Annotated in this window: 27 protein-coding genes and 1 tRNA gene; 18 read left to right on the top strand and 10 right to left on the bottom strand. The window is 64.9% G+C overall.

Features of this window, described 5'->3' with window-relative positions; genetic code table 11:
• The first annotated feature begins 47 nt into the window (after positions 1-47).
• Positions 48-1,568 carry a serine hydrolase domain-containing protein gene (locus tag AC5Y7E_RS08875; protein WP_499948543.1) on the top strand — a complete coding sequence of 507 codons (1,521 nt, stop codon included), beginning with the start codon at positions 48-50 and terminating at the stop codon, positions 1,566-1,568.
• A gap of 60 nt (positions 1,569-1,628) precedes the next feature.
• Here AC5Y7E_RS08875 and AC5Y7E_RS08870 read toward each other — a convergent pair whose 3' ends face one another.
• From AC5Y7E_RS08870 to AC5Y7E_RS08860, 3 genes are all read right to left on the bottom strand, one after another.
• Complete coding sequence (locus tag AC5Y7E_RS08870; protein WP_499948821.1) at positions 1,629-3,191, bottom strand: LCP family protein; 1,563 nt, start codon at positions 3,189-3,191, stop codon at positions 1,629-1,631.
• Between the two features lie 166 nt (positions 3,192-3,357).
• Positions 3,358-4,221: a phytanoyl-CoA dioxygenase family protein gene (locus AC5Y7E_RS08865; protein WP_499948540.1), complete on the bottom strand. Its 864-nt coding sequence runs from the start codon at positions 4,219-4,221 to the stop codon at positions 3,358-3,360.
• A gap of 80 nt (positions 4,222-4,301) precedes the next feature.
• Entirely contained in the window at positions 4,302-5,759 is a 1,458-nt protein-coding gene (locus AC5Y7E_RS08860) for a phospholipase D-like domain-containing protein (RefSeq protein WP_499948538.1), read from the bottom strand.
• 174 nt (positions 5,760-5,933) lie between these two features.
• Here AC5Y7E_RS08860 and AC5Y7E_RS08855 point away from each other — a divergent pair, with 174 nt between their 5' ends.
• The gene (locus AC5Y7E_RS08855; RefSeq protein ID WP_499948537.1) at positions 5,934-6,335 is read left to right on the top strand and encodes a DUF732 domain-containing protein; all 402 of its coding nucleotides are present in this window, start codon (positions 5,934-5,936) and stop codon (positions 6,333-6,335) included.
• A 39-nt stretch (positions 6,336-6,374) separates the two neighbouring features.
• On the opposite strand, the gene AC5Y7E_RS08850 is transcribed toward AC5Y7E_RS08855, so the two are convergent.
• Positions 6,375-7,379: an oxygenase MpaB family protein gene (locus AC5Y7E_RS08850; RefSeq protein ID WP_499948536.1), complete on the bottom strand. Its 1,005-nt coding sequence runs from the start codon at positions 7,377-7,379 to the stop codon at positions 6,375-6,377.
• A gap of 98 nt (positions 7,380-7,477) precedes the next feature.
• Here AC5Y7E_RS08850 and AC5Y7E_RS08845 point away from each other — a divergent pair, with 98 nt between their 5' ends.
• From AC5Y7E_RS08845 to AC5Y7E_RS08830, 4 genes are all read left to right on the top strand, one after another.
• Positions 7,478-8,074, top strand: a complete 597-nt coding sequence (locus AC5Y7E_RS08845; protein WP_499920023.1) for a TetR/AcrR family transcriptional regulator — start codon at positions 7,478-7,480, stop codon at positions 8,072-8,074.
• A gap of 11 nt (positions 8,075-8,085) precedes the next feature.
• Positions 8,086-8,358, top strand: a complete 273-nt coding sequence (locus AC5Y7E_RS08840; RefSeq protein ID WP_499920024.1) for a hypothetical protein — start codon at positions 8,086-8,088, stop codon at positions 8,356-8,358.
• A 59-nt stretch (positions 8,359-8,417) separates the two neighbouring features.
• Positions 8,418-8,828 (top strand): DUF4267 domain-containing protein, encoded by a 411-nt coding sequence (locus AC5Y7E_RS08835; RefSeq protein ID WP_499948535.1) that lies wholly within the window; start codon positions 8,418-8,420, stop codon positions 8,826-8,828.
• A 74-nt stretch (positions 8,829-8,902) separates the two neighbouring features.
• Positions 8,903-9,730 carry an LLM class F420-dependent oxidoreductase gene (locus AC5Y7E_RS08830; RefSeq protein ID WP_499948534.1) on the top strand — a complete coding sequence of 276 codons (828 nt, stop codon included), beginning with the start codon at positions 8,903-8,905 and terminating at the stop codon, positions 9,728-9,730.
• Positions 9,731-9,732: 2 nt separating this feature from the next.
• Here the strand turns inward: AC5Y7E_RS08830 and AC5Y7E_RS08825 are convergent, their stop codons facing one another.
• Together AC5Y7E_RS08825 and AC5Y7E_RS08820 are read right to left on the bottom strand one after the other, a co-directional pair.
• Positions 9,733-11,196 (bottom strand): protein adenylyltransferase SelO, encoded by a 1,464-nt coding sequence (locus AC5Y7E_RS08825; RefSeq protein WP_499948533.1) that lies wholly within the window; start codon positions 11,194-11,196, stop codon positions 9,733-9,735.
• Between the two features lie 40 nt (positions 11,197-11,236).
• Positions 11,237-11,806: a hemerythrin domain-containing protein gene (locus tag AC5Y7E_RS08820; RefSeq protein WP_499948532.1), complete on the bottom strand. Its 570-nt coding sequence runs from the start codon at positions 11,804-11,806 to the stop codon at positions 11,237-11,239.
• A gap of 499 nt (positions 11,807-12,305) precedes the next feature.
• On the opposite strand from AC5Y7E_RS08820, the gene AC5Y7E_RS08815 reads away from it, so the two are divergent.
• The 3 genes from AC5Y7E_RS08815 to AC5Y7E_RS08805 are packed head-to-tail and all read left to right on the top strand — an operon-like array spanning position 12,306 to position 14,280.
• Positions 12,306-13,229, top strand: coding sequence for an HpcH/HpaI aldolase/citrate lyase family protein (locus AC5Y7E_RS08815; protein WP_499948531.1), 924 nt, complete (start codon positions 12,306-12,308; stop codon positions 13,227-13,229).
• 27 nt (positions 13,230-13,256) lie between these two features.
• A complete protein-coding gene (locus AC5Y7E_RS08810) occupies positions 13,257-13,613 on the top strand; it encodes a DUF488 domain-containing protein (RefSeq protein WP_499948530.1) in 357 nt (118 codons plus the stop codon).
• 40 nt (positions 13,614-13,653) lie between these two features.
• Positions 13,654-14,280, top strand: a complete 627-nt coding sequence (locus tag AC5Y7E_RS08805) for a GNAT family N-acetyltransferase (RefSeq protein ID WP_499920032.1) — start codon at positions 13,654-13,656, stop codon at positions 14,278-14,280.
• Positions 14,281-14,294: 14 nt separating this feature from the next.
• Here AC5Y7E_RS08805 and crcB (AC5Y7E_RS08800) read toward each other — a convergent pair whose 3' ends face one another.
• Positions 14,295-14,675, bottom strand: coding sequence for a fluoride efflux transporter CrcB (crcB, locus tag AC5Y7E_RS08800; protein WP_499948529.1), 381 nt, complete (start codon positions 14,673-14,675; stop codon positions 14,295-14,297).
• Positions 14,672-15,070, bottom strand: a complete 399-nt coding sequence (crcB, locus tag AC5Y7E_RS08795; protein WP_499948528.1) for a fluoride efflux transporter CrcB — start codon at positions 15,068-15,070, stop codon at positions 14,672-14,674. The genes crcB (AC5Y7E_RS08800) and crcB (AC5Y7E_RS08795) overlap by 4 nt, the downstream gene beginning before the upstream one ends.
• A gap of 101 nt (positions 15,071-15,171) precedes the next feature.
• Between crcB (AC5Y7E_RS08795) and pgm the strand changes: the two genes are divergently transcribed.
• The 6 genes from pgm (at position 15,172) to AC5Y7E_RS08765 (ending at position 21,696) form a co-directional block, all read left to right on the top strand.
• A complete protein-coding gene (gene pgm / locus AC5Y7E_RS08790; protein ID WP_499948527.1) occupies positions 15,172-16,803 on the top strand; it encodes a phosphoglucomutase (alpha-D-glucose-1,6-bisphosphate-dependent) in 1,632 nt (543 codons plus the stop codon).
• 53 nt (positions 16,804-16,856) lie between these two features.
• Entirely contained in the window at positions 16,857-18,077 is a 1,221-nt protein-coding gene (locus tag AC5Y7E_RS08785; RefSeq protein WP_499948819.1) for an MFS transporter, read from the top strand.
• Between the two features lie 43 nt (positions 18,078-18,120).
• Positions 18,121-18,193, top strand: a tRNA-Ala gene (locus AC5Y7E_RS08780).
• Positions 18,194-18,573: 380 nt separating this feature from the next.
• Entirely contained in the window at positions 18,574-19,938 is a 1,365-nt protein-coding gene (locus AC5Y7E_RS08775) for a molybdopterin-dependent oxidoreductase (protein ID WP_499948526.1), read from the top strand.
• 1 nt (position 19,939) lies between these two features.
• Complete coding sequence (locus AC5Y7E_RS08770) at positions 19,940-20,458, top strand: hypothetical protein (protein ID WP_499948525.1); 519 nt, start codon at positions 19,940-19,942, stop codon at positions 20,456-20,458.
• Entirely contained in the window at positions 20,455-21,696 is a 1,242-nt protein-coding gene (locus AC5Y7E_RS08765; protein ID WP_499948524.1) for an MFS transporter, read from the top strand. The genes AC5Y7E_RS08770 and AC5Y7E_RS08765 overlap by 4 nt, the downstream gene beginning before the upstream one ends.
• Before the next feature lie 21 nt (positions 21,697-21,717).
• On the opposite strand, the gene AC5Y7E_RS08760 is transcribed toward AC5Y7E_RS08765, so the two are convergent.
• Both AC5Y7E_RS08760 and AC5Y7E_RS08755 read right to left on the bottom strand, forming a co-directional pair.
• A complete protein-coding gene (locus AC5Y7E_RS08760) occupies positions 21,718-22,821 on the bottom strand; it encodes a glutamate--cysteine ligase (protein ID WP_499948523.1) in 1,104 nt (367 codons plus the stop codon).
• Positions 22,822-22,939: 118 nt separating this feature from the next.
• Positions 22,940-23,662, bottom strand: coding sequence for a GAF and ANTAR domain-containing protein (locus AC5Y7E_RS08755; protein ID WP_499948522.1), 723 nt, complete (start codon positions 23,660-23,662; stop codon positions 22,940-22,942).
• Between the two features lie 175 nt (positions 23,663-23,837).
• Here AC5Y7E_RS08755 and AC5Y7E_RS08750 point away from each other — a divergent pair, with 175 nt between their 5' ends.
• The 3 genes from AC5Y7E_RS08750 (at position 23,838) to AC5Y7E_RS08740 (ending at position 26,595) form a co-directional block, all read left to right on the top strand.
• Complete coding sequence (locus tag AC5Y7E_RS08750) at positions 23,838-24,788, top strand: AraC family transcriptional regulator (RefSeq protein WP_499948521.1); 951 nt, start codon at positions 23,838-23,840, stop codon at positions 24,786-24,788.
• A 388-nt stretch (positions 24,789-25,176) separates the two neighbouring features.
• Positions 25,177-25,806 carry a hypothetical protein gene (locus tag AC5Y7E_RS08745; protein WP_499948520.1) on the top strand — a complete coding sequence of 210 codons (630 nt, stop codon included), beginning with the start codon at positions 25,177-25,179 and terminating at the stop codon, positions 25,804-25,806.
• 279 nt (positions 25,807-26,085) lie between these two features.
• The gene (locus AC5Y7E_RS08740) at positions 26,086-26,595 is read left to right on the top strand and encodes a hypothetical protein (RefSeq protein ID WP_499948519.1); all 510 of its coding nucleotides are present in this window, start codon (positions 26,086-26,088) and stop codon (positions 26,593-26,595) included.
• Positions 26,596-26,768: the final 173 nt, after the last annotated feature.

Here is a 26,768-nt window from a genome sequence, read left to right as displayed (position 1 = left end):
CCGAAGGAGTGCTGGATGCCGTCATGCCGTCGATTTACTCTTGCCGTATGCCTGTGATCAGTGGCAGGTGGAAATTTTGGCCGACCTCGCCGCGCAAGACGGTCGTGGTCGCAATTGTGCTGCTCGGCCTGATCGCGGCGTCGCCCTGGGCGTTTACGGCACACGCACCCGAGACCGACCGCTCGCAGCAGCCCGCTTTGACGTCCGCGCCGGGGCCTGTGCCGGCGGAGCCCCCAGGTGCGGGGCCCGCGCCTGACTTCGCACCCGTCTCCGAGCTGATGAACGACGCGATCGCGGCAGGCGGGCTGCCGGGTGGGGTAGTGGTGGTCGGGCACGGCGGCCACGTCGTCTTCCACCAGGCGTACGGGTCGCGAAAACTGGCCGGCGAACCGGGGCTGGATGGATCGCCCGCACCCGCAGAGCCGATGACCGAGGACACGATCTTCGACATGGCGTCGTTGACGAAGTGCCTCGCGACGGCGGTCGCCATCATGCAGCTCTACGAACAGGGCAAGGTCGCGTTCGACGATCCGGTGCAGAAATATCTGCCCGACTTCAACACAACGAACGATCCACGGCGAGCCAAGGTCACGGTTCGCATGTTGCTGACCAACTTCTCCGGCGAAGGGATCGACGTCAGCCTGCAAGACCCGTGGGGGCTGGCCGGACCCGACAAAGCGGAAGGCATTCGTCGCGCGCTCACGACGCCACTGCAGTCGGGTCCGGGCGAGCTTTTCCGATACTCCGACATCAATTACATCCTGCTCGGCGCGCTGCTCGAAAAGACCACCGGCGAGGCCGAAGACACGTACGTGCAACGCAATGTGGTTGCGCCGCTCGGGCTGCAAGATACCCGCTACCTTCCTGCGGCCAAAGCGTGTGGCCCACACGTGGTGCGAGGGGCAGCGGTTGCCTGGGCCCCCGCGCCGCCGGGAGGTGAGCCGATGAATTGCCCCGCGGGGACATGGAACACCAGCTTCCTGCCGCGTATCGCGCCAACGGCACGTGACGAGGAAAGCAGAGACGACCCGAGCAGAAATCCGGATTTCTATGCGCTGCTTCGGGGTACCGTGCATGACCCAACGGCGCGCCGGATGGGGGGAGTAGCCGGCAATGCCGGCCTGTTCTCGACGGCGCACGACGTCAGTATTTTTGCGCAGGCGCTGCTCGATCGGCTGGCCGGCCGTCCGAGTGAGTTTCCTTTGCGGACAGAAACTCTCGAGCTGATGACTACCCCTCAGCAACCCGGTCACACCGCCGGACAAGTTGAGGCGGCAAACCGTGCCGCCCAAGGAGCTCACGCTGCCCACTATCCGGCGATCGAAGGGCAAAGCCTGTTCGGTTTTGGCTGGGACATCGACACGGCCTACTCCAGGCCGCGCGGGAAGGTGTTTCCCGTCGGCAGCTTTGGCAATACCGGGTTTACCGGAACCACGCTGTGGATGGACCCAGGCTCGAATACCTACGTCATCCTGCTCTCGAACTCCATTCACTTGCGGGGCAGCCCGCCGATCTCAAATCTCAGGGGTGCCGTGGCCACGGCGGCGGCGCAGGCCCTGCACCTCTGAACACCGCGCCGTCCGCCGCGACATCGAGGCATGCCCGGCGGAAAACGCCTTGGCCTCTTGTCATTTCACGCAGGGAATGCCGTCGGCGGTCATGCGCGACAGGTTGGTGACGGCAGGTTCTTGCGTGCCGGCGCCCGTCGCCGGCACCGTGGTGACGGGCGCCGTCGCGGTTAGGGGCGGCGATCCCGACGGGTAATCGCGGTGGTGGTCGAATCGGGAGAAATCGGTCCCGACGGTCAGCTGCACCGTGTTGCCGGCGACGCTGTCTGATGCGGTCGCGGTGATGTCGTACTGGTCGGCGAGTTCGGTGGCCGCTGTCTTCGCGCCGGGCCCGTAAGCGATGCTGCTCGTTTCGCTGGTGGAGTCGGCGCTGCTGACCTTGCCGCCAGTGAATCTTCCAGTCGCCAAGAGCGTTTGGAGGCTTGCGGCCTCGCCTTGCCGGCCCGAGGCGTTGACCACGTCGAGCGCGACGCTGCCGGCAGTGCTCTGCGTACCGCTGTCCGGTTGCGCTGCTGCGGAGGGGCTGCTGGTCGAGGAGGTAGTCGACGAATCGGTGCCCACCAGGTTGTGCACGATGGAGCGGATGGTGGGTATGTCAATGAAATTCACGTAGGCGCCGTTCGAGATTTCGCCGAACCCGGTGACCGGCAGCGTGTACAGCGCGACTGGCCTGTTGGGGAACTCCAGCGCGTTACGAACGAAATCGTCGAAGTCGAAATTAGCGTCGACGGCAACGTTCTGCTTCGCGACGTCCAGCAGGGCATGCAGTTTGGTGGGATCCGACAGCGTCCCGCCGCGGCGCATCGCGCTGACCACCGAGACGATGAAGGCCTGCTGACGCCGGCTGCGGTCAAGGTCGGTGAATGCCGCGTCGTTGGGGTCGCGGCGTTGCCGAACGAAGGCCAACGCTTGAGTTGCGCTGATCTGTTGCATACCTCGGTGGAAGTCCGCGCCGGAATAGTAGCGGTCCGAGGTATCGGCGTTGAGGCACACCGTGATCGGTTCGACCACGCGTGCGATCTGGAAGAACCCGGCCAGGGTGACTTCGACGAAGTGATCGATCGGGATTTGCAAAAGACTCTTGACGGTGCTGATTTCGGCTTTGCGGCCCGCCTCCCGCGCCGTCTGTTCTCTAGTGGTGGAGTCTTGCCCTTGAACCGGGGTCGGGCTCGGTTGTGAGCCGGCGGAGCCGTGGCCGGCCATCACGCGCTGGTAGGCGAAGCTGTAGGCCTCCTTGATCTTGCCGCGGCAATCTGAGGTCGGGCATCCGGCCAGCTCGACGTAGTCGTCGCGGGGAATTGAGATCGCCGTGGCCGGACCGCCGCCGGCGGGCAGGTGCACAACAATGAGCGCGTCGGAATCGCCGTCGGCGGAATCCGCATCGCCCGCGTGCAGCGCGTCATAGATGTCGGCTGGCAGCGGCTGTCCGTGCTGGTCGCGCCGGCTATCCAGGCCCATGATCAGGATGTTCTGGTCGTTTCCGGTCGACTCGGGTTCACCGGCCAATGCCTCGGATTTGGTGATGCCCGCCGAGGCGCTGCGGTAGGCGTGCCAGGCGATGCCGATGGCGGCCACCAGCACCAGCGATGTCAGCGCGGCCAGCATTTTGGCACCGGCCACCATCCGGTGGTTGCGGTGCAAACGATTCCCGAGCCCGGCCGTCGGCGAATCCGATTCTTGTCCGTCGGGCGGGCCCGCTCGACGCGTCATGACAGAACTGAGAATAGCCAGGTAGGGGCCCGTCAAACCGGGAAACGTGCAAGCGCCCTGCCTCCCGATCGAACGGGCGCTAGGACTGCGCCTCGACTTCCAACAGCCGCAACGGATGCAGGCCGTCGACGTTGCCGACGAACGGTGGGTGAATGCTATAGCCCAGCATCCGGCGAATGTCATCGGAGACCGCTCGGGCGATGTCGCGCGATATCGACAGGGTGTAGGCCTCCATCGGTCGCAGCCACGGTTGGCAGTACTGAGCGGTGACGGCAAGGCGCTCGCGATCTGTGGTGTTGGCGCCCCCACCGTGCCACAGCGTGCCCACGAACAAGACGCACGACCCGGCGGGCATGACGACCGGGAGGGCCTGATCGTCGGGACCCGGCCGGCGCTTTCCCCAGCGGTGGCTGCCCGGGTACAAGACGGTGGCGCCGTTGTCGGCGGTGAAGTCGTCGATCGCCCAGATCGTCGCGGCCGCGAGCGGGGCCCGAGGACGCGGAATCGGGTAGAAGCCGTCGTCGTGATGCGCCAGCTGTGCGGCCTCGCCGGGGCGAATGTTGATGGCCTGCAACGCCGAAAGCAGGTAGTTGGGCATCAGCAGCCGATCGAGCACCGCCAGCACCCGCGCATCGTCGACCAGCCGATCGCACGCCCTGGTCCTACTCAGCACGCTGTAAATGCGCTGAGTGCGCAGGCCCTCGAAGGAGTTTCGTCCGGTGTGCCCCAGCCAAGGGCGCACGACCTCGCGGATCTGCGAACACTGCTCGGGGCTTAGCAGGTTCTCCCAGATGACGTAGCCGTCGCGATCCAGCGCGGACATGTCGGCCTCGACGATCGCGCTGTCTACCGAACTTCCACCGGTCGGCGTCCGCTTGTAGCGCTGCGCCAGATCGCCCCGCAGGTCCTCCAGCGTGGTGACTGATTCGTCGTCGATGCTCATCGGTGCTCGTCCTTGTTCACTGGCACTTCTGCCCACACTAGGCCGATTTGGACTTGACCCACACCCGAATCGCCGACCGGTCAACCCCGAAGGCCGGTGATGAACCGTTGCACGCTGCGGGTCAGCGACCGGGGCACATGGTCGGGGTCCATCAGGTCGTTCTCGGCCAGCGGGCCCGCCTCGTTGGCGATGGTGCGCTCGGTAAAAGGCCGCAACGTCTTGCCGTGTCCCCGAAGCGCCTCGATGGCCTTCAACACCGACCGGTGTTCACCGATCGCCTCTTCCAGTTCGCCTACCGAAACCCCTAGGTGTTCGGCCAGCAATTCGTTTCGCACGGAAGCGATTTCGCGGCGCAGCTCGTCGTGTTCGGAATCGGCCGGCGGCGCCTCGATCGCGACGTCACATTCGCTGTCGAACCCCATCGAGCGGTTGTTGAAATTCGAGGAGCCGATGCGCAACAGCCGGTCGTCGACCACCAGCACCTTCGAATGGACGTATATCGGCGGTCCGCCGTCGGTCACCGGCCAAAACACGCCCAACCGGCCATGCTCATCGGCCTCCCACAGCAGTTGGATGAGGCGGTGGCGTGCGCTGTCCATGGTTCCGCGCTCGAGAGGATTGTTGCCTCTGCGAGCCAGCACCATGACGATCTCCGGACCCCGGTCTTCGCGCAGCCGCGCAGCCAGCGCTTCGGCGATCGTGCGGGATGCCAGGTATTGGTTTTCCACATACAAGGTGTCCCGTGCCGCCGCGATGGCCGCCAGGTTGAGCGCCTCCACCTCCCTGACCTCGGCGGAATCCTCGAGCTCCGGCACGGTGCGGGCGATTCCGACGTCGACGTTGCGCAGGCTCGGTTCCAGTTTGCTGGGCCACGCGCTGTGCTTGGCCTGGACCGGCGACAGCGATTGTTTGGTCGCGGTCTGCCACCTGGTCATGGCCTGCTCAGCCAGGGCCCGCGCCGCCGCGCCGTCGACGGCCAGGCCGACGTCGTGGCGCGGACCGTAACCGCGCCCTACCGTCCGGCGGTGGTGGTTGCGATGCGCGTGTGCGCGGGTGTCCCATCGTTCGAGTGTCAGATCGATGCCGCCGCAGAACGCGACCGCGTCATCGACGACCACGATCTTCTGATGATGCACCGAGCCGATCGGGTGGGCGCCGTCGATGGCGAGATGCATTCGCCTGCTGCTGATCTGGTTCAGCAGCGATACCGGGGTGAGGCCAAACCAGATGCCGTCGAATGCCGGCAGCAGCCGAAGATTGGACTTCAGCAGGTAGACATCCAGATTCGGCCGCTTCCACAGCATCCAGTAGAGGAACGCGCCCAGCTGGTTCGGCCCGGGAAGTGTCTTCGCGCCGCGCTCGAATGTCACCCGGGAGTCGAAGTCCCAGCCGATCAACATGATTCGATGGCGAGCGCGCAGCATCGCCGCCTTGACGTGTTTGAAGTAGTCGGCGGCGTCGATGATGGGGGCGAATTGGTCGGCCCGTGCCGTGCGCCAGCAGGTCTGGCCGGATGTCAGAAGTCGATCGTCGTCCACGTCGGCGCTCTCAACGGTGTTGACGGGACAGCGCGGACATAGCCACTGTGTACCACATCCAGGGCGGGTGCCAGCATTCGTGAGGATCGCCACCCGGCGGCTCGACTTCCCCGTTCATGCACACGGTGAGGGGGCCGGCAGGACACGGCCGCCGATCTATACGAAGATGAAGCGATGCGAATGCTGGTAGCGCTTGCGGGCTGCGCCGTGCTCGCCGGCGCGGCCGCGCCGGCGTACGCCGATCCGGTCGGCGCTTCGGGAGCCGATGCAAGCTTCCTCGCCGCGCTGAACAAAGCGGGCATCACCTATCAGGATCCGGCTGCGGCCGTCGGGGTGGGTAAAAGGGCCTGCCAACTGATGGACGAGGGCAGCCCGCAGGTCGAGGTCATCAAAAGCGTGTCGTCGAGTAATCCGGGGTTCACGGTGGACGGCGCCGCTCAATTCACGATGATCGCGGCGAGCGCCTACTGCCCCCAGCACCTGGGACAACAAGTCACTCAGGCGCCGCCGCCGGCAACGACTCCGCAGACGCCGCCGATCATCTATATTCCCATCATCACACCCGGCGCAGCGTAGCGGTCGGCACCTGGTTGTACGCAACGGCTTTCGTGCGGACTACACCGACTGGAAGCTGCGCTCCACCTCCGAGCGGCTGCGGACCTCATCGCTGCCGAGTACGTAGCTCGGCAGGGTGTGAGGGACCGTGGTTCCCCCCTTGACTCTCGCTTGGGCCTGCTGAAATTCCGGGGCGGGCCCGGATGCCGCGTGGATCCCGTTGATGATCGACCACACCGCGGTGCGACGAGCGGTACGTTCGATGATGTTGCAATCGCGGTGCTGCAGCATCTGCTTGGCCCATTTCGGCATGGTGTCGCGGATGGCCCAATCGACCGCCGCCTGCGGCATCGAAACGTTGGGGCCGGTGCCCATCGCTTTGCCATAGGTGACAGCCAATTTCGGCAAGTAGGACTCCAGACACTCGAGCGTCTCGGCCTTCGTGGTCGGCAGGTCGACGCCTCCCAACGCATGCCCGACCCGGACGAACTCACCGTAATAGCGGTCAAGTCTCTTGCCGCGCAACGGCATTGGGTGATATAGCTCATGCGCGGTGGCCAGGCCCCAGACCACCGTCGCGTAATTCCACCGCAGCCACTCGGGATCGTCGGCGTCGTAGCGGGCACCGTCGGGGCGGGTGCCCTTGATGGTGTGGTGCATAGCGCGCACGGATTTCGCCAGGCGCTCAGCGGTTTCCGTGGACCCGTATGCCGTGCCGATGAAGAACGCCACCGAGTGGCCGAGGCGTGTCGCGGCACCTTCGGGATCGATGTGGGGCACCCGCGATATCGGGTTTCCGTCGCTGTCCCGTTTGATCAGGCGGGAGTGGTGCATGCCCATCCAGTAGATCGACGGGTCCAGGGTCTCCATGAAGGCGGCACATTGCAGCCCGAAGATCAGCGCCGGCAAGTGCGAGTGCACCCGCCACACGGCGCTGTCGGGACCGAACCAACCCGGATCGCCCACGGGCGCGGCGAACTCCATGCCGCGGAAGAAGTACCGCCGCATGTTGTCGTCCAACCGTTTGTTGATCATCTGCCCGACGATCTGGTGTGGCAGAAACACGACACACTCCCTACGAAATCTGGTCACGACTGTAACCAGAATAAGGTTTTGGCCATAGGTGTGACAAGGCCCGCGCCTGGTCGACTTACCCTGTAGGAATGTCGAGTCCCACCCGGTGGGCCGGTATACCGCTCAAGGACCGCCGCGCCGAACGACGTGCGCTGCTGGTGGAGGCCGCCTATCGACTGTTCGGCAGCGGCGGCGAGGCGGCCCTCTCGGTGCGTTCGGTGTGCCGGGAATGTGGGCTGAACACGCGGTATTTCTACGAGAGTTTCAGCGACACCGACGATCTGCTCGGGGCCGTCTACGACCGGGTGAGCGATCAGCTCGGCGAAGTGATCGAGGCCGCCGTCGGGCAGGCGGGGGATTCGCTGGGCGCCCGGACCCGGGCCGGCATCGCGGCGGTGCTCGGCTTCTCCTCGGCCGATCCGCGCCGCGGCCGTGTGTTGTTCACCGACGCGCGCACCAACCCGGTGCTGGCCGTCCGGCGCCGCGCCACGCAGGACATGCTGCGCGAGGGCGTGCTGACCGAGGGCTGGCGCCTCAACCCCGACTCCGATCCGGTGGCCGCAGAGGTCGCCGCGGCCCTGTACACGGGCGCCATGGCCGAGCTCGCGCAGCAGTGGCTCGCCGGGCATTTGGGTACGGACCTCGATGCTGTCGTCGACTACGCGCTGAAACTGGTGCTGCGGTAGGAAGTGCGGTCATGGGCGGCATCGAACACGCGATGGACCCGATCCGGCGCATCCTCGGGCACAAGATCAGCGTCGGCGGCCTGATCGAGCTGGGATTATGGTTGTTGATCCCCTACCTGTGTATTGGGTTCGCGTGGACGGCTTTTCACCCCGAGCAGATCCAGCGAATTCAGGCGCGGATAGAAGCGGTGGCGCCCACCGGCGCCGACGCCATGGCCTTCGGGGCGGCGACTGTGCTGTGGCCGGCGTCGCTGCAGATCGCCGATTCCTGCCCGGCGCCGTGAGCGACTTGCGAATGGAATACGCGCACGATCGCACGATCTGCTCCTAGGCTCTGAAGACCATGTCCATCGACCGGTTCGGCCTTCTTGCGGGCACCATCCGACTTGCCTCTGGCGTTTCCTTCCTCGTCGACCCGCTGCGGGCGAACAAACTGTGGGGAGACCCGGACGAGCCGACGCCCACGGCGCAGCTGCTGTTGCGGTCGATGGGCTATCGCGACGCGCTGATCGGTGTCCTGCTCGCGTCGGCGGCGCTGCGCGGTAAGAACACCCACGGCTGGTTCCTGGCCTCCGCGGGTGCCGACGTGGCCGACCTGGTCGGCGGGCTGAGCGTGCACAGCCAGCTGAAGCCCTCGCAGCAGATCATCGGCCTCGGCGGCGCCGCGATCGGTGTCGCCACCGGCCTCTGGGGCGCGGTGCGTCCGGCCAACCGCCGGGCAACCCGGGCGGTGACCGAAGAAACCGCGCCGTGAGCTGAGTCATTCGAGCGAGCCGCCGGGACAAGCCCGCGCTGACAGGCGAGCGGTGATGCTGTTGACTGAGCATCATGGGTTTCGGTGTGCTGACATTTGTTACCGACGACGGCATTGGTCCCGTGGAGTTGGGCGAGGCGCTTGAGCAGCGCGGTTTTGAATCGCTCTTTCTCGCCGAGCACTCACACATCCCCGTCGACGCGAAGACCCCGTATCCGAGCGGCGGCCCGATCCCGCCGAAGTACTACCGCACGCTGGATCCGTTCGTGGCGCTGACCGCCGCCGCGGCCGCCACCGAGCGGCTCGTCCTGGGCACCGGCATCGCCCTGGTGCCCCAGCGCGACCCGATCCACACGGCCAAGGAGGTGGCGTCGCTGGATCTGGTGTCGCAGGGGCGTTTTCGATTCGGGGTGGGCATCGGCTGGCTGCGTGAGGAGATCGCCAACCACGGCGTGAATCCCTCGGTCCGCGGACGCGTCGTCGACGAGCGGCTCGACGCGATGATCGAGATCTGGACCCACGAAAAGGCGGAATATCACGGCGAATTCGTGAACTTCGACCCGATCTACAGTTGGCCCAAGCCGGTCCAACAGCCGCATCCACCGCTTTATCTCGGCGGCGGACCGGCGGGCTTCAAGCGTATCGCGCGGCTGAACGCGGGCTGGCTGTCGATGACGGGATCGGCAGAGGAGTTGGCTTCTCCGCTCGAGCAATTGCGAGACGTGGCCGGCAAGGACGTGCCGGTAATCCACTTCCACGGCGGCAAGCCGGCTGCGAAAGAACTCGAGGCCTATCGCGACCTGGGTGTGGATCACCTGTTGGTGGATTTGCCGACCGAGCCTCGCGATCAGACACTACAGCGCCTCGATGGGTTGCAGGCCGAGCTCGCCAAGCTGTCGTAAGGTCAAGTGCCGCAGAAGGTCTGATACTTGCCGAAGTCCTCGGGGGCGGGCTCCGCGTAGCGCTCGAGGCCCGGCCGTTCCGCATAGGGGTCGGTGACCGCGGCGAGCAGCTGTTGCAGCGGGTCGAGCTCGCCGGCCGTCGCGGCGGCCAGGGCCTCCTCGACAAGATGGTTGCGCGGAATGTAAATCGGGTTGGTGCGATCCATCGTGTCGGCGTCGGGACCCAACGCACGCCAACGCGTCAGCCACGCGTCGAAGCCGGCCAGGTCCGCGAACAATCCGCGGACGGGTTCGGCATCCCCTCGCGGCGCGTCGCTGAGCCGGCGGAAGAACGAGGTGTAGTCGATGTGGTTCTGCTTGAGCAGCGCGAGCAACTCCTCGACCAGCACCGTGGCGAATTCGTCGTCGACCTGGGCGGACAAGCCGAGTTTGGCGCGCATCCCGGCGCTCCACACGGCGTCGTAGCGGGTCTGGAAGACGCCGAACGACTGCTCCGCGAGCGCGATTGCCTCCTCGGTGTGCTCCGAGAGCAACGGAAGCAGAGTCTCGGCGAAGCGGGCGAGGTTCCATCCAACGACTACCGGTTGATTTCCATAGGCGTAGCGTCCCCAGAAGTCGATGGAACTGAAGACCGTGTCGGGGTCGTAGGCGTCCATGAACGCGCAAGGTCCGTAATCGATCGTTTCGCCCGAGATCGTGGTGTTGTCGGTGTTCATCACGCCGTGGACGAATCCGATCAGCATCCATTGGGCGATCAGCGAGGCCTGGACGGCCACCACCGATTCGAACAAGGCGAGATACGGGTTGTCCGCCTCGGCGGCGGCGGGGTGGTGGCGGGTGATCGCGTGGTCGGCGAGGCGGCGCAGCAAGTCCTCGTTGCCGGTGGACGCGGCGAACTGGAAGCTACCCACCCGCAGATGACTGCTGGCCACGCGGGTGAGCACCGCACCCGGCAGTGTTTCTTCGCGATGGACCGGACGCCCGGTCCCCACCACGGCCAACGACCGCGTCGTCGGCACGCCCAGGGCGTGCATCGCCTCGCTGACCAGGTATTCGCGCAGCATCGGGCCCACCGCGGCCAGGCCGTCGCCGCCGCGGGCGAAGGGCGTGGCACCGGAACCCTTGAGGTGTATGTCGCGCAGTCGCCCGTCGCCGTCGACCAGCTCGCCGAGCAGCAGGGCACGCCCATCGCCCAATCTCGGAACGAAGCCGCCGAACTGGTGGCCGGCGTAGGCCTGGGCCACCGGGGTGGCGGCGTTGGGTACCGAGTTACCGACCAAGAAGCGCAGCCCGTCGGGGCCGCACAGCCAGCCGGTGTCAAGCCCCAGCTTGTCGGCCAGCGGCGCGTTGAGCGCGAGCAGCTGCAATTCGGGGAAGGTCTCCGCCTGCCAACGGACCGCCATCTCCGGCAGTTCGCGGAAGAACCGGTTGTGGAGAGCAACGGTGGTATCCGGGGCAACGCTCATCTCATCGAGCCTACGGAAACCCGGGGGCGCGCCAGGTGCGCTATCCGAGGGCTTTGCCGATGAGATCGCGGGCGCGATCAAGCATGGACGCGAACGGCCCGAGCGCGAAGTTCAGTTTCGCCGATTCCACGCCCGGATGCGGGCGCGTCGGAGCGATCGCCTCAGCGGCGCGTACCGCTGCTCCCATCCGCTTCAGGTCGTCGGTGTCCACCTTGCGCTTCAACACCGGGAACTCTTCGTCCTCCTCATGCCGGGCGTGCTCGAGGACCGCGCTGCGCAGTTTGGTGAGCTCCGCGATGAACTCGTCCGAGGTGACGTCGAGCTTCTCGATCGCCGATAGCAGTTCCTTGGCCTCATGCTCCTCTTCAAGGCGGGCGTCGACGATGGCGTCGCCGGCATCATCGTCCTCCCGCCGCACGCGCGGATGCACCACCATCTCCTCGGCCGTCTCGTGCACGGCCAGCAGCTGGCGCAACGTCGCGAACGGCTCCTCGCGCGCTTTGGGATCCGTAGCGTGCAGCACCTGGTCGAACATGTCCTCGATGAGGTTGTGCTGCGCTTTCAGGAACGCGACGACTTCGTCGGGTGATTCGATAATCATCTCGGCCATCGCCGGTACCTCCTGTAATGGGGGGGAGTGGGGGGCGCACGCTGGGCTGTGTACGGCTTGAACGAGGCATACCCGCTGCACAAGTGGTCAAACGGACGCTGCGCTGGGCGCGAGGGTCGTTGCGCCAACTCAATGATCAAAATCCTTGCGGCGCAATGCGTTTTGTAACCGGGACCCAGTGATCCCCGTCAGCCGCGGCGCGGCTGACGGGGACCCGAGGGTTAGGGGATGAGGCTAGACGCCGCGGCCCCGGGTGGCGGCCGGTCCGGCGCCGGTGCCGGCGACGTGGTCCTTCCGGCGTGGCGAAGTGTGTGTTACCCCTGCCCACCGCGGGGAAACTCGCCGGCGATGACGGTTTCGTTTGCTGGCTATCACGTCTTCGGGGGATCTTGTGGCAAAACGAAAGGTGAGACGACCGTCCGGCATGAGTTCTTTCGCGGTCGGGCTACGGTAAAGGAGCCCAAGACCGCAACCACGAGAAGGCGACAGATCAGCTGACATGTACGAGCAGGTCAACAACAGCGCGCCAGAGTCCGATGATGTCGTCGGCTTCCGCATCGACCCTGTTCTGGCCCGAAGTTGGCTATTGGTGAATGGTGCACACGACGACCGGTTCCAGTCCGCGGCGCAATCGCGCGCCGACATCGTCGTCCTCGACATCGAGGATGCCGTCGCGCCCAAAGACAAGCACGGTGCCCGCGACAACGTGGTGCGCTGGTTGAACGCCGGCAATACCGACTGGGTCCGCATCAACGGCTTCGGCACCCCATGGTGGGCGGACGACCTCGCCGCCCTGGCCGCCACCCCGGTGGGCGGGGTGATGCTGGCGATGGTCGAATCGGTCGATCACGTGACCGAGACCGCGAAGCGGCTGCCCGATGTGCCGATCGTCGCTCTGGTCGAAACCGCCCGGGGCCTGGAGCGCATCACCGAGATCGCCGCGACGAAGGGCACCTTCCGGCTCGCCTTCGGCATCGGCGACTTCCGCCGCGACACCGGTTTCGGAGAAGACCCCGGCACGCTCGCATACGCCCGCTCCCGTTTCACGATCGCCGCCAAGGCGGCCAGCCTGCCCAGCGCCATCGACGGGCCCACCATCGGCTCGAACGCTTTGAAGCTGATCGAGGCCACCGCCGTTTCCGTAGAGTTCGGGATGACGGGCAAGATCTGCCTGACCCCGGATCAATGCGCCGTCGTGAACGAGGGATTGTCGCCCTCGCACGACGAAATATCCTGGGCGAAGGAGTTTTTCGCCGAGTTCGAGCGCGACGGGGGAGAAATCCGCAACGGCTCCGATCTGCCCCGTATCGCCCGGGCCACCAAGATCCTGGAGCTGGCCCGCGCGTACGGCATCGAGGCATTGGACATCGACGAGGAAGAGCGTGATCACTCGCCCGCACCCTCGGACACCTACCACTACTGAGCCGACGGACGCCGATACCCTGGGCGGGTGAGCGCCAAGAGGCGGGTCTGGGTGGCGCGGGTCTATGACGAGGTCGACCCCGGCGAGGGCCAGCGCGTCCTGGTCGACCGGGTCTGGCCCCGAGGGGTGCGCAAAGACGACCCACGGGTGGGTATCTGGTGCAAGGACGTCGCGCCGTCGAAGGACCTCCGCGAGTGGTATCACCACGATCCGGACCGATTCGACGAATTCGCGGCACGCTACAAGACCGAACTGCGCGAAAGCGGCGCGCTGGACGACCTCCGTGAGCTCGCCAAGCGGAAAGCCGTGACGCTGGTGACCGCGACCCGTGAGCTGGACATCAGCCAGGCCGCGGTCCTGGCCAAGCTGCTCGAACCCCGGTGAACGGGCTTAGACCGACAGCGTCGTAGGCTCGCCGGTTGACATGACTGATGCCGAACCCATTCTTCCGCGGGAACTGATCGACCTTCCCGAGGCGATCCGCAGCGTCCCCCCGCCGCCCATTCCGCAACTGCCCGAGCCGTACGGCCTGCGCGTTGCCGACCCGGACGCTGACGCCGAGATGGTCTCGGAGTGGATGAATCGGCCGCATCTGGTCGAGGCATGGGAGTCCGACTGGCCGGTGGAGCGGTGGCATCGGTACCTCCAAGCGCAATTGGAGGGCGCCTTCTCCCGCCCGCTTATCGCCACCCTGGACGGGGTAGACCGTGCATACATCGAATTATATAGAGCGGCAAAGGATTCCATCGCTCGTCGCTACGAGCATGAGCCCAATGATCTGGGATTGCATGTCGCGGTTGCCGATTTGGATCACATCGAACGCGGGCACGTCAGTTACCTGTTGCCGCATCTGGTGACCAGCATCTTCACCCTCGATCCGCGGTGTCGCCGCATCATGTTCGATCCCGATCATCGCAATGCGTTGGCGCGCAAGTTCTGTGAACGGGGCGGCTGTGCGTTTCTCGGCGAGCATGACATGTCGAATCGGCGAATGGCGCTGTATGTGCTGCCCCGAACTCCCGACGATATTCCGCGTCGACGCGACACCTGATAGCCCGAACCCGATCAAAGGTGCTGTGCGATCTGCTGTCCGATGAACGCCGCCGCTTCACCGAGCAGGACGCTGACCACGATGTTGGCCAGCGCGGCCCGCAGCCGGCGTTCCTCCCCGAGCCGCTGTGTCTCGAGCATCCAGGTGGAAAACGTGGTGTAGGCGCCGACGAAGGCGGTGCCGGCCAGCAGGGCCGCCTCCTTGTTCAGCGCCATGCCGCCGAGGAGACCCAAAAGCGCTGCGCCACTGATGTTCACGGCAAGCGTGCCGAACGGAAAAGGCCGTGGTACTCGTCGCGCCACGGTCCGGTCGATGACGAAACGCAACACCGACCCGATGCCACCGATGAGCGCGACGCCGGACCAGACCAGAGCCGTCGTCGCCGTGGCGGTCACCGGTGCACCCGGACCCGGCGCACCAACTTGGTGGCAAGGTGCGTCGCCAGCAGGCCCAACGCGATGCTGGTGACCGTGTAGCCGATGGCCAGCCCCCAGTAGTCGTGTTCGATCATCTTCAGGGTCTCGACCTGCATTGTCGAGAAAGTCGTTAAACCACCGCACAACCCGGTGCCCAGCAGCGGCCGCCGATAGCTCGATGTCGGCAACCGCTCCAGTAGCCGGGTGGTGAAATAACCCACCAGAAACGCCCCGACGATGTTGACCGTGAACGTGGGCCATGGCCAGCTCGCCGGGTCACCGCCGACCAGCGTGCTCAGCGCGGCCCGGGCCAGGGAGCCCAACGCCCCACCGACAAACACCGCGGCCAGTTCGCGATAATCCCGTTGAGCCACTGGGTGGATTCCCTTCGTTTGCCGGTGCGCTACGCAGCGTATGGCCGAAGTCCAGACCGGCGCAGCCCGGGTGGACGCGGACACGGGCAGAATTGGTACCCATGGTGGCCAATCCACGCGCCGGCCAGCCGGCCCAGCCCGAAGACCTCGTCGATCTACCTCATTTGGTGACGGCGTATTACTCGATACGGCCCGACCCCGGCGACGTCGCACAGCAGGTCGCCTTCGGCACGTCGGGGCACCGCGGGTCAGCACTGGACGGCGCGTTCAACGAGGCTCACATCCTGGCGATCACCCAGGCCATCGTGGAATACCGCGCCGCGCACGGCACGACGGGCCCGTTGTTCATCGGCCGGGACACGCACGGCCTGTCCGAGCCGGCCTGGGTGTCCGCGCTGGAGGTGCTGGCCGCCAACGACGTCGTCGCCATGGTCGACTCCCGCGACCGGTACACGCCGACACCCGCGGTCAGCCACGCCATCCTGTCCTACAACCGCGGCCGCACCGAGGCGCTGGCCGACGGAATCGTCGTGACGCCGTCGCACAACCCGCCCGCCGACGGCGGCTTCAAATACAACCCGCCCAACGGCGGCCCGGCCGACACCGATGCAACCAACGCAATTGCCAAGCGCGCCAACGAGATTCTGCGCGAGGGGGCGGGGGTCAAACGCATCCCGCTGGCCCGCGCGCTGCAGGCCGTGCGGCGGCACGACTACCTGGGCAACTACGTCGACGACCTGCCCAACGTCGTCGACATCGATGCCATCCGCACGGCCGGGGTGCGCATCGGCGCCGACCCGCTGGGCGGGGCCAGCGTGGACTATTGGGGCGAGATCGCGCAGCGGCATCGTCTGGATCTCACCGTGGTGAACCCGCTGGTCGATGCGACGTGGCGGTTCATGACACTCGACCACGACGGTAAGATCCGCATGGATTGCAGCTCGCCGGACGCGATGGCGGGGCTCATCGCCAACCGAGACCACTACCAGATCGCCACCGGCAACGACGCCGACTCCGACCGCCACGGCATCGTCACCCCCGACGCGGGGCTGCTCAACCCGAACCACTACCTCGCGGTGGCCATCGAATACCTGTACACCCAGCGGCCGTCGTGGCCGGGCGGCATCGCCGTCGGCAAGACCGCCGTCAGCTCGTCCATGATCGACCGGGTGGTCGCCGGCATCGGCCGCAAGCTGATCGAGGTGCCGGTCGGATTCAAGTGGTTTGTCGACGGCCTGATCGGCGGAACCATCGGCTTCGGTGGTGAGGAGTCGGCCGGGGCGTCGTTCTTGCGCCGGGACGGCTCGGTGTGGACCACCGACAAGGACGGCATCATCCTGGCACTGCTGGCCTCCGAGATTCTGGCGGTCACCGAAGTGAGTCCGTCCCAGCGCTATCAGCGACTGACCGCCGAGTACGGCACACCGTTCTATGCGCGAGTCGACGCACCAGCCGATCGAGACCAGAAGGCCCGGCTGTCGAAGCTGTCCGCCGACCAGGTGACGGCGACGGAACTGGCGGGGGAGCCGATCACGGCGAAGCTGACCGCGGCGCCGGGCAACGGCGCGCCGCTGGGTGGATTGAAGGTGACGACGGCCAATGCGTGGTTCGCCGCGCGCCCGTCGGGCACCGAGGACGTGTACAAGATTTACGCGGAATCCTTCAACGGGCCTGAGCATCTAGCGGAGGTGCAGGAAACCGCGCGCGAGGTAGTTAATAAAGTCATTGGGTGACTATTTCCCTCCGGCTTGCCCGCTCGGAGGGGCGTGCGTTCCGTTCTCCCCGCCTGCCGCGCGAAGTCTGGATCCTGAGCTGGGCAAACATCATGGTCGCACTGGGCTACGGGGTGATTTCGCCGGCGCTGCCGTCGTTCGCCCGCAGTTTCGGGGTCAGCATCAAGGCGGTGACTTTTTTGGTCACCGTCTTTTCGTTGAGCCGGCTGTGTTTTGCGCCGATCAGCGGCCAGCTGGTCCAGCGCCTGGGGGAGCGGCGGATCTACATCGGCGGCATGCTGATCGTCGCGGTCTCCACCGCCGCGTGTGCGTTTTCCCAGGCCTACTGGCAACTGCTGGTTTTCCGCATGATCAGCGGCGTCGGGTCGACGATGTTTTACGTTTCGGCGCTGGGACTGATGATCCATATCAGCCCGCCCGACGCGCGCGGACGGGTCGCGGGCCTGTTCATCACGTCGTTCATGGTGGGCGCGGTGGGTGGGCCGGCGGTCGGCGCGCTGGCGGCCGGGTGGGGCCTGACCGCTCCGTTCATCGTGTACGGCGTCGCGCTGCTCGGCGTGGCGGCGGTGCTGTTCTACAGCCTGCGGAATTCGACCCTGGCCGCGCCGGGGCCGCCGACGCGATCCACGGTGACGATGCGAGAGGCGCTGAGGTTTCGCGCCTACTGGTCGTCGCTGGGGGCCAACTTCGCGACCGGCTGGTCGGCGTTCGGCCTCCGCGTCGCCCTGGTCCCCTTGTTCATCACCGACGTCATGGGCCGCGGCGTCGGCATCATCGGCATTGCGCTTGCGGCGTTCGCCGGAGGCAACGCGATAGCGATGATCCCCAGCGGCTACCTATCTGACCGGATGGGGCGGCGCACGTTGATGATCGTGGGCCTCACATTGTCCGGCGTGGCGACCGTTTTCCTGGGCGCCGCGTCGTCGCTGCCGGCGTTTCTGGCCGCTGCGATTGTGGTTGGTGCGGTGACGGGAATCTACATGTCGCCGATGCAGGCGGCGGTCGCCGACATTCTCGGCAGTGAGGCCCGCGCGGGCAGCCCGGTGGCGGCGGTGCAGATGATGTCCGACCTGGGCGCCATTGTCGGCTCGATGACGCTCGGCTGGGTCGCCGAGCGGCTGAGTTACGGCTGGGGCTTCACCATCAGCGGGGTAGTCCTGCTGATCGCCGCCGTCGGCTGGGTGGCGGCGCCGGAAACCCGGGCGGTGCCCGATTCCGAACCGGATCCGTTGCCGTCTCCGCACACGGCGAACCTGCCTGAACAGCAACTTTGATGGACGGTTAACGGTGGTGTAGCTTCGATGGGCACGACTTCTTGGGGCTATGGCGCAGCTGGTAGCGCACCACACTGGCAGTGTGGGGGTCAGGGGTTCGAGTCCCCTTAGCTCCACCGAGATACTTGCAGGTCAAGGCTTCACGGTGATCATGTCAGCGCCTGTAACTCATCGAGAAAAGGTGTTGGCTCCCTCGGCGGTGAGGATGGCGCGGCTGGTCTTCCCGGTGCCGCAGCGGGGAATCAACGCGGTCCTGCAGCGTGGTGCAGAACGAGGCCGGCAGCAGCAGTCCCTCGCTTAACCCACCGATGACGTGGTGTAAGTCGTGCCCGCTCGGGTATCTGACGGCGAATGACAGAGACCGTGGCTCGGGTTGGTGATCGAATTCCGTTTGCGCCGGATAACGCTTTGCAGCGGCCGCGGGATCCGGTGTTCGCAGGCGTTGTCGCCCGCGGCGACACTTCGCATCGGCCCGGCGCCGACGTAAATGGTGCTCATGGGTGATTCTTACCGTCAAGGCTCTGGGTGGAGCATCGCTTCGCAGCCGCCGGGTAACTCCGGTGGTTACGGGTTTCCCGCTCGGGTCTGGCGCTGGCTCGATCGGCATCCCGCGCCGGGCGTCGACCGGCTGCATCGCTGGCGCAGTCCGCTACGTGGACCGTGGCTGACTTCGGTGTTCGGTTTGGTTCTGCTGATCGGGCTGCCGATCGTGATTTTGACCGGGCTGTTGTCTTACATCGCGTATGGACCGCAGTTCGGGCAGGCCCTGCCGGTGCATGTGGGGTGGCTCAAGCTGCCGACGTTCGACTGGCCCACTCGACCCGTGTGGCTGTATCGACTGAGCCAGGGCCTGCATGTCGGGCTGGGCCTGGTACTCATTCCGGTGGTGTTGGCCAAGCTCTGGTCGGTGATCCCGCGCCTGTTCGCGTGGCCGCCGAGCCGGTCGATCGCCCAGGTGCTCGAACGGCTATCCATCGCGTTGCTGGTCGGCGGAATTCTGTTCGAGATGGCCACCGGTGTGCTCTACATCCAATACGACTACATCTTCGGCTTCAGTTTCTTCCCCGCGCACTACTACGGCGCCTGGGTCTTCATCGCCGGTTTTCTGATGCACATCACCCTCAAGACCCCGCGCATGATCGCCGGTCTGCGGTCGATGCCGCTGCGAAACGTGTTGCGCACCAATCGCGCCGATACCTTGCCTCAGCGCCCAGATCCCGATGGACTGGTGGCGGCTGAACCCGGGCCGCCGACGATGAGTCGCCGTGGCGTGCTCGGGGTGGTCGGTGGCGCCGCGGCGTTGACAGCTTTGATCAGCGCGGGACAGACCATCGGCGGCCTGGCGCGGCACCTGCCGCTGATGCTTCCCACAGGCGACACAACCGGCAAGGGGCCCAATGACTTCCGGATCAACAAAACGGCGAAGGGGGTAGGCATTGATCCGACGGCAACGGGTGAAAACTGGCGGCTGACCTTACGCGGTGGACCGGCACCGCTGGTGCTGCGGCGCGACGAGCTGATCGCTATGGCTCAGCACAGTGCGCGACTACCGATCGCCTGCGTGCAGGGTTGGTCCACGGTTCAAACGTGGAGCGGAGTACGTCTGGCCGACCTGGCGGCATTGGCCGGTGTGTCGGCCCCGCGCGCGACGTTGGTTTCCTCATTGGGGCGCAAGGGTTACTTCAACCGCGCCACGTTGCAGGCGAACCAGGTCGGCCATCCCGATGCGATGCTGGCGCTGCGGGTCAACGGCGCGGACTTGTCGCTCGACCACGGTTACCCGGCGCGGATCATAATTCCCGCTTTGCCCGGCGTGCACAACACCAAATGGGTGACGTCCATCGACTTCAGGGGGAACTGAGATGGCAAAGGCAGCAACGTATTTCCGCGACGTTTACGGGTCGACTCCAGTGCACCTGCTGACCATGGTGTCAGGTTTCGCGTTACTGGGCTATCTGATCTTCACGGCCGGGCCGTTCACCTTATGGAAGCCGGAAGGCACCTGGTGGAAATCGATGACCTTGTGGTTCGCTGCGGCGATCGTCTTCCACGATCTGGTGCTGTTCCCGATCTACGCGCTAGCCGATCGGCTCCTCAGCCCGCCGGCCAACCGGCGCAGTAAGCCACGGGTGTCGGCCCGCAACCATCTACGGGTTCCTGCCCTGGGATCGGGGCTGATTCTGCTCATCTTTTCGCCGGACATCATCAAGCAGGGCGCCGAGAAATATTTTGAGGACACCGGACTGACACAGGAGCCCTTCCTCGGACGGTGGCTCATGCTCACCGCAATCATGTTCGGCGCCAGCGCCGTCATCTATGGCGTACGAATCATTTCGGCCCACCGACGCGCCGTTGCACCTACCGAGGGGATGCCGCTTTGACGACCCAACTGACACCGGACGTCAGCACCGCCAGGCGCTGGTCAATGCTTGGCGTCTCGCAGTTCGCGTCGCTTTCGGCCAACGTGTTCATCAACGGCGTCGCGTTCTTGATCCCCACCCTGGCCCATCGCGGCACCAGCCTGTCCGAGGCGGCCCTCCTCGCTTCGATGCCAAGCTTCGGGATGATGTTGACCCTGATCGCCTGGGGCTACCTGCTGGACCGCATCGGTGAACGGATAACCCTGACCTTGGGTCTGGGGTTGACGGCGACGGCGGGTCTGGCCGCGGCGTCGATGCACTCGATGATGGCGATGGGGGCGTTTCTGGTTCTCGGCGGAATGTCGGCCGCCAGCTGCATCACAGCCAGCGGTCGGCTGGTGACCGGCTGGTTTGCCGCGCACCAGCGTGCCCTGGTGATGGGCATCCGCCAGACCGCACAGCCTTTCGGCATTGCTCTGGCGGCCTTGGTCATACCGGAGCTCGCAAAACGCAATCTATCGGCGGCGCTGTTGTTCCCTGCCTGCCTGTGCGCTGTGGCAGCGGTCGCGAGCCTCATCGGGGTAACCGATCCACCGCGCCCGCAACGGGAAAAAGTCAACGTGCGGGAAGTGGGTGACCTTTACCGAAAGACGCGGTTGTGGCGCATCCACATAGCCTCGGCCCTGCTGATGGTGCCCCAGCCGGTGGTTCTGACCTTCATGCTCGTTTGGTTCACGAGCGAGCACGGATTGTCGTTGGCTTGGGCCGGCGCGATGGTCGGATTCTCGCAACTGGTCGGCGCCTTGGCGCGCATCGCGGCGGGTAGGTGGGCGGATCACATTGGCTCGCGGATGCGTCCGCTCCGACCGATCGCCATCGTCACCTCGGTGGTCATGTTGGTGCTGGCGCTCACCGATCAGCTGGGTTGGGGAATCGCGGTGGCAGTCATGGTCGCCGCATCGGCGATAACGGGCGATAATGGTCTGCCGTTCACGACGATTCCCGAGATCGCCGGACCTTTCTGGAGTGGGTGGGCGCTGGGCAAGCAGAATACGTTCGAGCGTCTGGTGGTAGCGGCGGCACCTCCGGTATTCGCCGAGTTGATCATGGCTGCTGGTTATCCGTTGGCCTGGGCGGTTTGTGGTCTGTTTCCCTTGCTGGCGTTGCCGCTGGTGCCGCTTCGGCGCCAACAAAACGGTTACGCGCCGATCGGTACAGAATCCGCCAATGACGGGACACCGCAGGGAGATGCGTTGTGAAGTCGTGCGTCCAGGAGGCGACTATATATCCATTTCCGCAATGAGAGCGTCGACAACTGCGGTGAGGCTTCCCCCATGTTGCTTAGCCGTGTCACGCTGCCGTCGGTATGACGCGCCTGGGTGATAGATACCGCACACCGATGCCAACTCGTCGACGCAATGCAGCTTTTTCGCCACCGGCTCCAGCCGGCTCAGCACGTCGTCCAGATCCTCGGTCACCAACCGCTCATTGCTGTCGGCATCCAGAATGATAACCGCATCCAGGCCGTAACGTGCTGCGCGCCATTTGTTTTCCTGAACGTGCCAGGGCGGCATGGTCGGCAACTTTTCACCGGCATCTAGCCGCCTGTCCAGATCGACTACCAGACAATGGGTTAGCGCGGTCAGCGCCTGAAGCTCCCGCAGGTTGGACACTCCGTCGCAGATGCGTATTTCGACCGTTCCGTTCCGCGGGGAAGGGCGTATGTCCCAACGGATTTCATCGACGTTATCGACGATTCCGGTCTTGTGCTGGTCATGGAAGAACGCTTCGAACTGAGGCCATGTCTGGAAATGGAAGGGTAAACCAGCAGTGGGCAGTTGTTGGAATAGCATCGCCCGGTTGCTCGCGTAACCGGTGTCTTCGCCCGCCCACCACGGTGACGACGCCGACAGCGCCAACAGATGCGGGTAATAGTTCAGCAGCGAAGTCATGATCGGCATCACCTTGTCCGCCGAAGCGATACCCACATGTACGTGTACGCCCCAGATCAACATCTGCCGGCCCCACCATTGAGTGCGATTGATCAACTCGGCGTAGCGCGGCCCGTCCGTCAGCACCTGCGACGACCACTGAGCGAACGGGTGGGTGCCCGCGCAGAAGAGCTCCATCCCGCGCTCTCGCACGATGCGTCGAGCCGACCCTAACGTCCCGCGGAGATCATCGACCACCTCCGCCGCGTTGTCACACACACCGGTGACCACTTCGATCGTGTTGCGCAGCAATTCCGTATGCACCCTGGGGTTTTCGCCAATTTCAGCGATAACCGCAGCGGCTTGGTTGGTCAGGTCACGCGTCTGGCTGTCCACCAGTGCGAACTCCCATTCGACACCGACGGTCGGGCGGGGCGAGCAGGCGAACTTCACGCCGGCGGATACCCGCTAGCCGATTGGATAATCGATGCCGTTGGGCCGGATCCGGTTCCTCCGTGATGTAGTGGCGACAGCATCGTCAAGGTCCGCAGTTCATTGGGCCGCGACCAAATCAGAGGCAATCGAAATCGCGGAGATGGGTGAGTCGATGGGCTATATCGGCTAGCTTGGTGTTCCGCTCTTGGGAGAGGCGCTTGAGCAACTCAAATGCCTGTAGGGCACTAATATTGAAGCGCGCCATGAGAATTCCTTTTGCCTGCCCGATTACGTCCCTGCTGGCCAACGCGCTTTGGAATTGGTCTTCTCGCCGCGCCGCCTGCCACGCCAGCGCGGCGTGAGTGGCCAAGACGTAGCCGATTTCTTCTGTCGTGCTGTTGGTTGCGTGGGGCCGCTCGGCATAAAGGTTCAGCGCCCCCATCGTCCGCTCGCTGGTGAACAGCCGGAAGGACAGCACCGAGCGTATCGGCGTCACCCTGAGGGCGTCGCGGACATAGTGTGGCCAGCGCCGTTCGGTGGAGAGGTCGTCGACGCGGACGGTGTGTTGGTGCCAGGCGGCTTCCAGGCAGGGCCCTTGGCGGTGGCGTTGTTGAAGGGCGTCCAGTATTGCGGGATATGGATGGGTCGTTGCGGGGGTTTGCACGCCGGCGTCCACGGTCGTAAGCGTGACGCCGGCATATTGCGCCCCCTCGATTTCGCTCGTCGCATAGTCGACTATCCGTTGCATAGCGGAGCCGGCAGTGCCGTGGCTGGTGTCTTGCAGGCTTCGTGCAAGAGCGGCGATGCGCTGGTAAGCACCGCCATTACAACTGGGGACGTGGTCCTCCTGGACGGGCACGACCCGACGCTAACGGCATTTCGTCACGCCGGTCGAACCGCGAGAATAGCTTTCGCTTTGACTGCTGCTTTCTTCGTGTTTCGGATATTGGCGGTACGACTGAATGGGGGCAGCGCACTGCGCTGCCAGGTATATTGGGTCTTCCACGCGGCGCAAGGGTTGAAGGAGGGCCGACGTGGAGGACGTGGAATTCGCCAGCGACAATTTGGACGTCACCGAGGATTTCCTAAATCGCGTCTACACCCGGTTGCGCATGAGTGGCGACGGTGAAGGATCCTCGGCGCGCGTTGTCCGGAGGTGGCTTGGCAACATCAATGCCGACACGCTCGAGGTGGACTACACGTTGGCGTTCGAGGCCGATCCGTTGGAGCGGGTTTGTCTGTGCCGAATACGGTCCGGAAGCATCGTCGAGAACACTCACGGACGGCCCGGTGAAGTATTCGCGCCGGGGGATGTGACGCTGTATTCTCCACCGGAGCTTCCGTTCTCGGGTCAGCTTCGTGAGGCATCGTATGACTTGGTGATGTTCGATCCTGCGTTGCTGGATCGAGTCGCGGCAGCAGCGCCGACCGGTCACCGCGGGCCAGTGCGATTATTGGGGCAAAGGCCAGCCACGAAGTCTGCAGGACGGCAACTCAGCGCCGTGATGGGCTACCTTCACCAGCTGGTGTTCGCCAATGCGGAGGCGCGTGATTCACCACTGGTGGTGGGGACCGCCGGACAGCACCTAGCCGCTAGCGTGTTGGCAGCGCTGCCCAATAGTGCACTGCTGGAACCCACGATCGAAGACCGGCATGACAGCACCCCGGTATTGCTTCGCCGCGCAATCGCTTTCATCGATGAGAACGCCCACCGTGATATCTCGGCCGCCGAGATCGCGCGGGCTGTTTATGTCACACCTCGGGCGCTGCAATACATGTTCCGCAAGCATCGCGACTGCACCCCAACGGAGTACTTGCGCCGGGTCCGCCTGCACAATGTCCATTGCGACCTCGTTGCCGGCAACCACCTGACGACCACAATCGGAGAAGTGGCCCGGCGCTGGGGCTTTGCGCATCTTGGGCGGTTCGCGGTCTACTATCGCCAGTGCTACGGCCAAAGCCCCCATCTCACGCTGCGCAGCTAGGGATGCAGACTCAGCACGGATACTGATCGCTGCTGCCGACCTCGCTCAGAGATCGCCTGGTGCGCAAAGTCGACCACGTCTCGACATTTGTGTGCGATGGCGGCGGGCCGATCCGGCTTGCCCTTTCCCGCGACACAGTGGGCAACCTACTCGATTAGTTGCCGGATGGGCGGGTACGCACGGTCCGAGGTCTTAGATCCTTCGGTTGCTAAGCCACATGCACCGCCTATTTCGGCCGATTGTGGACCCGTCCGCATTGGTCAGGTCTTTGGCCTCCCGGTCGCAGGCTGCGGGGTGCAAAGGGTAGTGGCGCAGATCGGCGAGAGTATCGGACGCGAATACCGCAGACCCGCGTTGCCTGCGAGTCGCCAGATCAAGGGACTCAGTCATGGCCAGATCCAGCCTTTACCGCGTCGGCCTGGAATCTTCACTCAACGACGTCACCAGACCGCGCAACAAGATCAATAGGTACCAGTACGAGCAGCGATTCACGCTGGCGAGTTGGGGCGCGCTGTTGATTGTGATCGTTGTTCTGTCGGCCTGGGCTCATCACCACTCTTCTGCTAGACGCTCGGATTCAGCGGACAGCGCTGCGATGCCATCATCGAGCGGGGCGGCGTCATCGAGGCCCTTGTCGTTGCCTACATGGCTGAATAAATCCGCTTCGTCAATAAATGAGTTGGTCGCCGCGCGGAACAACATCGCCACCGCTGCGGCTCGACACGACATCGCCATGACGGGCGCAGCGTGCCGCTCGGCCAGCAGTGCGGTTGCCGAAGTGCGTCAAGAGCTTCCGAGCCCGGAGCCTGTGTTGAACAGCACGTTGCACGACGCCGTTGACAGTTACGAAATCGGTCTTCCCTACTGCGTCCGAGCTACCCAAACCCAAGATGCTGAAGAAATGCGGCGAGCGGCGAGCTACATCTCCAATGGAGACGCCGCGATGCGCGCAGCACTCGACTTCTTCGATCGAAGTTCCGGCGCCGGTACTCCAGGCGTTGCCGTGATGATCGTATGAAGAATCGTTGCCTCCGAAGGGCTGACTAGCAGTCGACGAACTTGCTTTCTGGGAAGTTTGCATGGCAAGCGGGCGGGTACACGCGGGCCACCATTCCGAGCGGAGGAAGGCGGAGGTTCATGACTACTACTCCGGATGGGGTCGCTTCACCGAGGGAGCGGTGGACGCCGGTTCAGATGGCGGCTTTTGTGGTGGGGGAGATCGGCATCTTGGGCTTCATTCCGGGCGGGCATTTCCTAGGATCTTCGACGGTGGACGACCGGTGAAGGCGGCGGGAGGATGAATCCGATCACGGGCGTCAAAGCTGCTGCGGTTCTGGCCGCTTCGATGCTGTTGCCTGTGATGGTTCCTGCTGGGATAGCCGCCGCTGAGCCGGGCGCCAGCACGGAGGTTCCTTTGCATTCGGTACTTCGGCGGTGTGACTTCAGTCAAAGCTCGGTGACGCCTCAAACCCCGCGGACAGGGTATGCTCGCGGATCAACGCGCATCCGCACCGCCGGCGCTACGGTGGTCGCCGAGGTGAGTTTGGTCAACACCGATCAGCCGGGAAGCCAGTACGACGTCACGTTGATCGAGGTACCGCGACCTTCATTCGCGACATGCGGTGCCGGAGACCCCGGAACCGCGTCCTCGGTTTTAAACCTGGATGCGAGCGGCCAGGCGACGCTGACTTTGCAAACGGCTATCCGCTCGGGCGCAACCGGTGTGTGGGTCAACGTAACTCGGCCCAACCCGAATTCTCAGAACCCGCTCGAGTACTACACGTCCGAGTTCGTAGCCCGCGTATGAACCCAGTGATGGTGGGCCCTCGGCGCTCGGTGCCGGCTCCGAGTCGCGGTTTCGACGCAAGCTCGTAAATGTCCCGGGTCAAGGGCTGACGATCAGTGAACAACGTTGGTGCACAGCGCAATACTTGCCGGTAAGTGCGCCATACCGATCGCACCCGTCGTTCATCAACATCA

Source organism: Mycobacterium sp. NGS17 (assembly GCF_059813205.1).
This window is presented reverse-complemented; position numbering and strand designations above follow the sequence as displayed.

What these genes read in the sequence shown, in the direction of transcription:
- AC5Y7E_RS08870 (WP_499948821.1), bottom strand. Translation starts at nt 3,191, where the DNA reads ATGGTGGCCGGTGCCAAAATGCTGGCCGCGCTGACATCGCTGGTGCTG.
- AC5Y7E_RS08820 (WP_499948532.1), bottom strand. Translation starts at nt 11,806, where the DNA reads ATGGCCGAGATGATTATCGAATCACCCGACGAAGTCGTCGCGTTCCTG.
- AC5Y7E_RS08805 (WP_499920032.1), top strand. Translation starts at nt 13,654, where the DNA reads ATGACTGATGCCGAACCCATTCTTCCGCGGGAACTGATCGACCTTCCC.
- AC5Y7E_RS08865 (WP_499948540.1), bottom strand. Translation starts at nt 4,221, where the DNA reads ATGAGCATCGACGACGAATCAGTCACCACGCTGGAGGACCTGCGGGGC.
- AC5Y7E_RS08815 (WP_499948531.1), top strand. Translation starts at nt 12,306, where the DNA reads ATGTACGAGCAGGTCAACAACAGCGCGCCAGAGTCCGATGATGTCGTC.
- AC5Y7E_RS08775 (WP_499948526.1), top strand. Translation starts at nt 18,574, where the DNA reads ATGGGTGATTCTTACCGTCAAGGCTCTGGGTGGAGCATCGCTTCGCAG.
- AC5Y7E_RS08835 (WP_499948535.1), top strand. Translation starts at nt 8,418, where the DNA reads ATGTCCATCGACCGGTTCGGCCTTCTTGCGGGCACCATCCGACTTGCC.
- AC5Y7E_RS08830 (WP_499948534.1), top strand. Translation starts at nt 8,903, where the DNA reads ATGGGTTTCGGTGTGCTGACATTTGTTACCGACGACGGCATTGGTCCC.
- AC5Y7E_RS08845 (WP_499920023.1), top strand. Translation starts at nt 7,478, where the DNA reads ATGTCGAGTCCCACCCGGTGGGCCGGTATACCGCTCAAGGACCGCCGC.
- AC5Y7E_RS08840 (WP_499920024.1), top strand. Translation starts at nt 8,086, where the DNA reads ATGGGCGGCATCGAACACGCGATGGACCCGATCCGGCGCATCCTCGGG.
- AC5Y7E_RS08875 (WP_499948543.1), top strand. Translation starts at nt 48, where the DNA reads ATGCCTGTGATCAGTGGCAGGTGGAAATTTTGGCCGACCTCGCCGCGC.
- AC5Y7E_RS08740 (WP_499948519.1), top strand. Translation starts at nt 26,086, where the DNA reads ATGAATCCGATCACGGGCGTCAAAGCTGCTGCGGTTCTGGCCGCTTCG.
- AC5Y7E_RS08745 (WP_499948520.1), top strand. Translation starts at nt 25,177, where the DNA reads ATGGCCAGATCCAGCCTTTACCGCGTCGGCCTGGAATCTTCACTCAAC.
- AC5Y7E_RS08825 (WP_499948533.1), bottom strand. Translation starts at nt 11,196, where the DNA reads ATGAGCGTTGCCCCGGATACCACCGTTGCTCTCCACAACCGGTTCTTC.
- pgm (WP_499948527.1), top strand. Translation starts at nt 15,172, where the DNA reads ATGGTGGCCAATCCACGCGCCGGCCAGCCGGCCCAGCCCGAAGACCTC.
- AC5Y7E_RS08855 (WP_499948537.1), top strand. Translation starts at nt 5,934, where the DNA reads ATGCGAATGCTGGTAGCGCTTGCGGGCTGCGCCGTGCTCGCCGGCGCG.
- AC5Y7E_RS08770 (WP_499948525.1), top strand. Translation starts at nt 19,940, where the DNA reads ATGGCAAAGGCAGCAACGTATTTCCGCGACGTTTACGGGTCGACTCCA.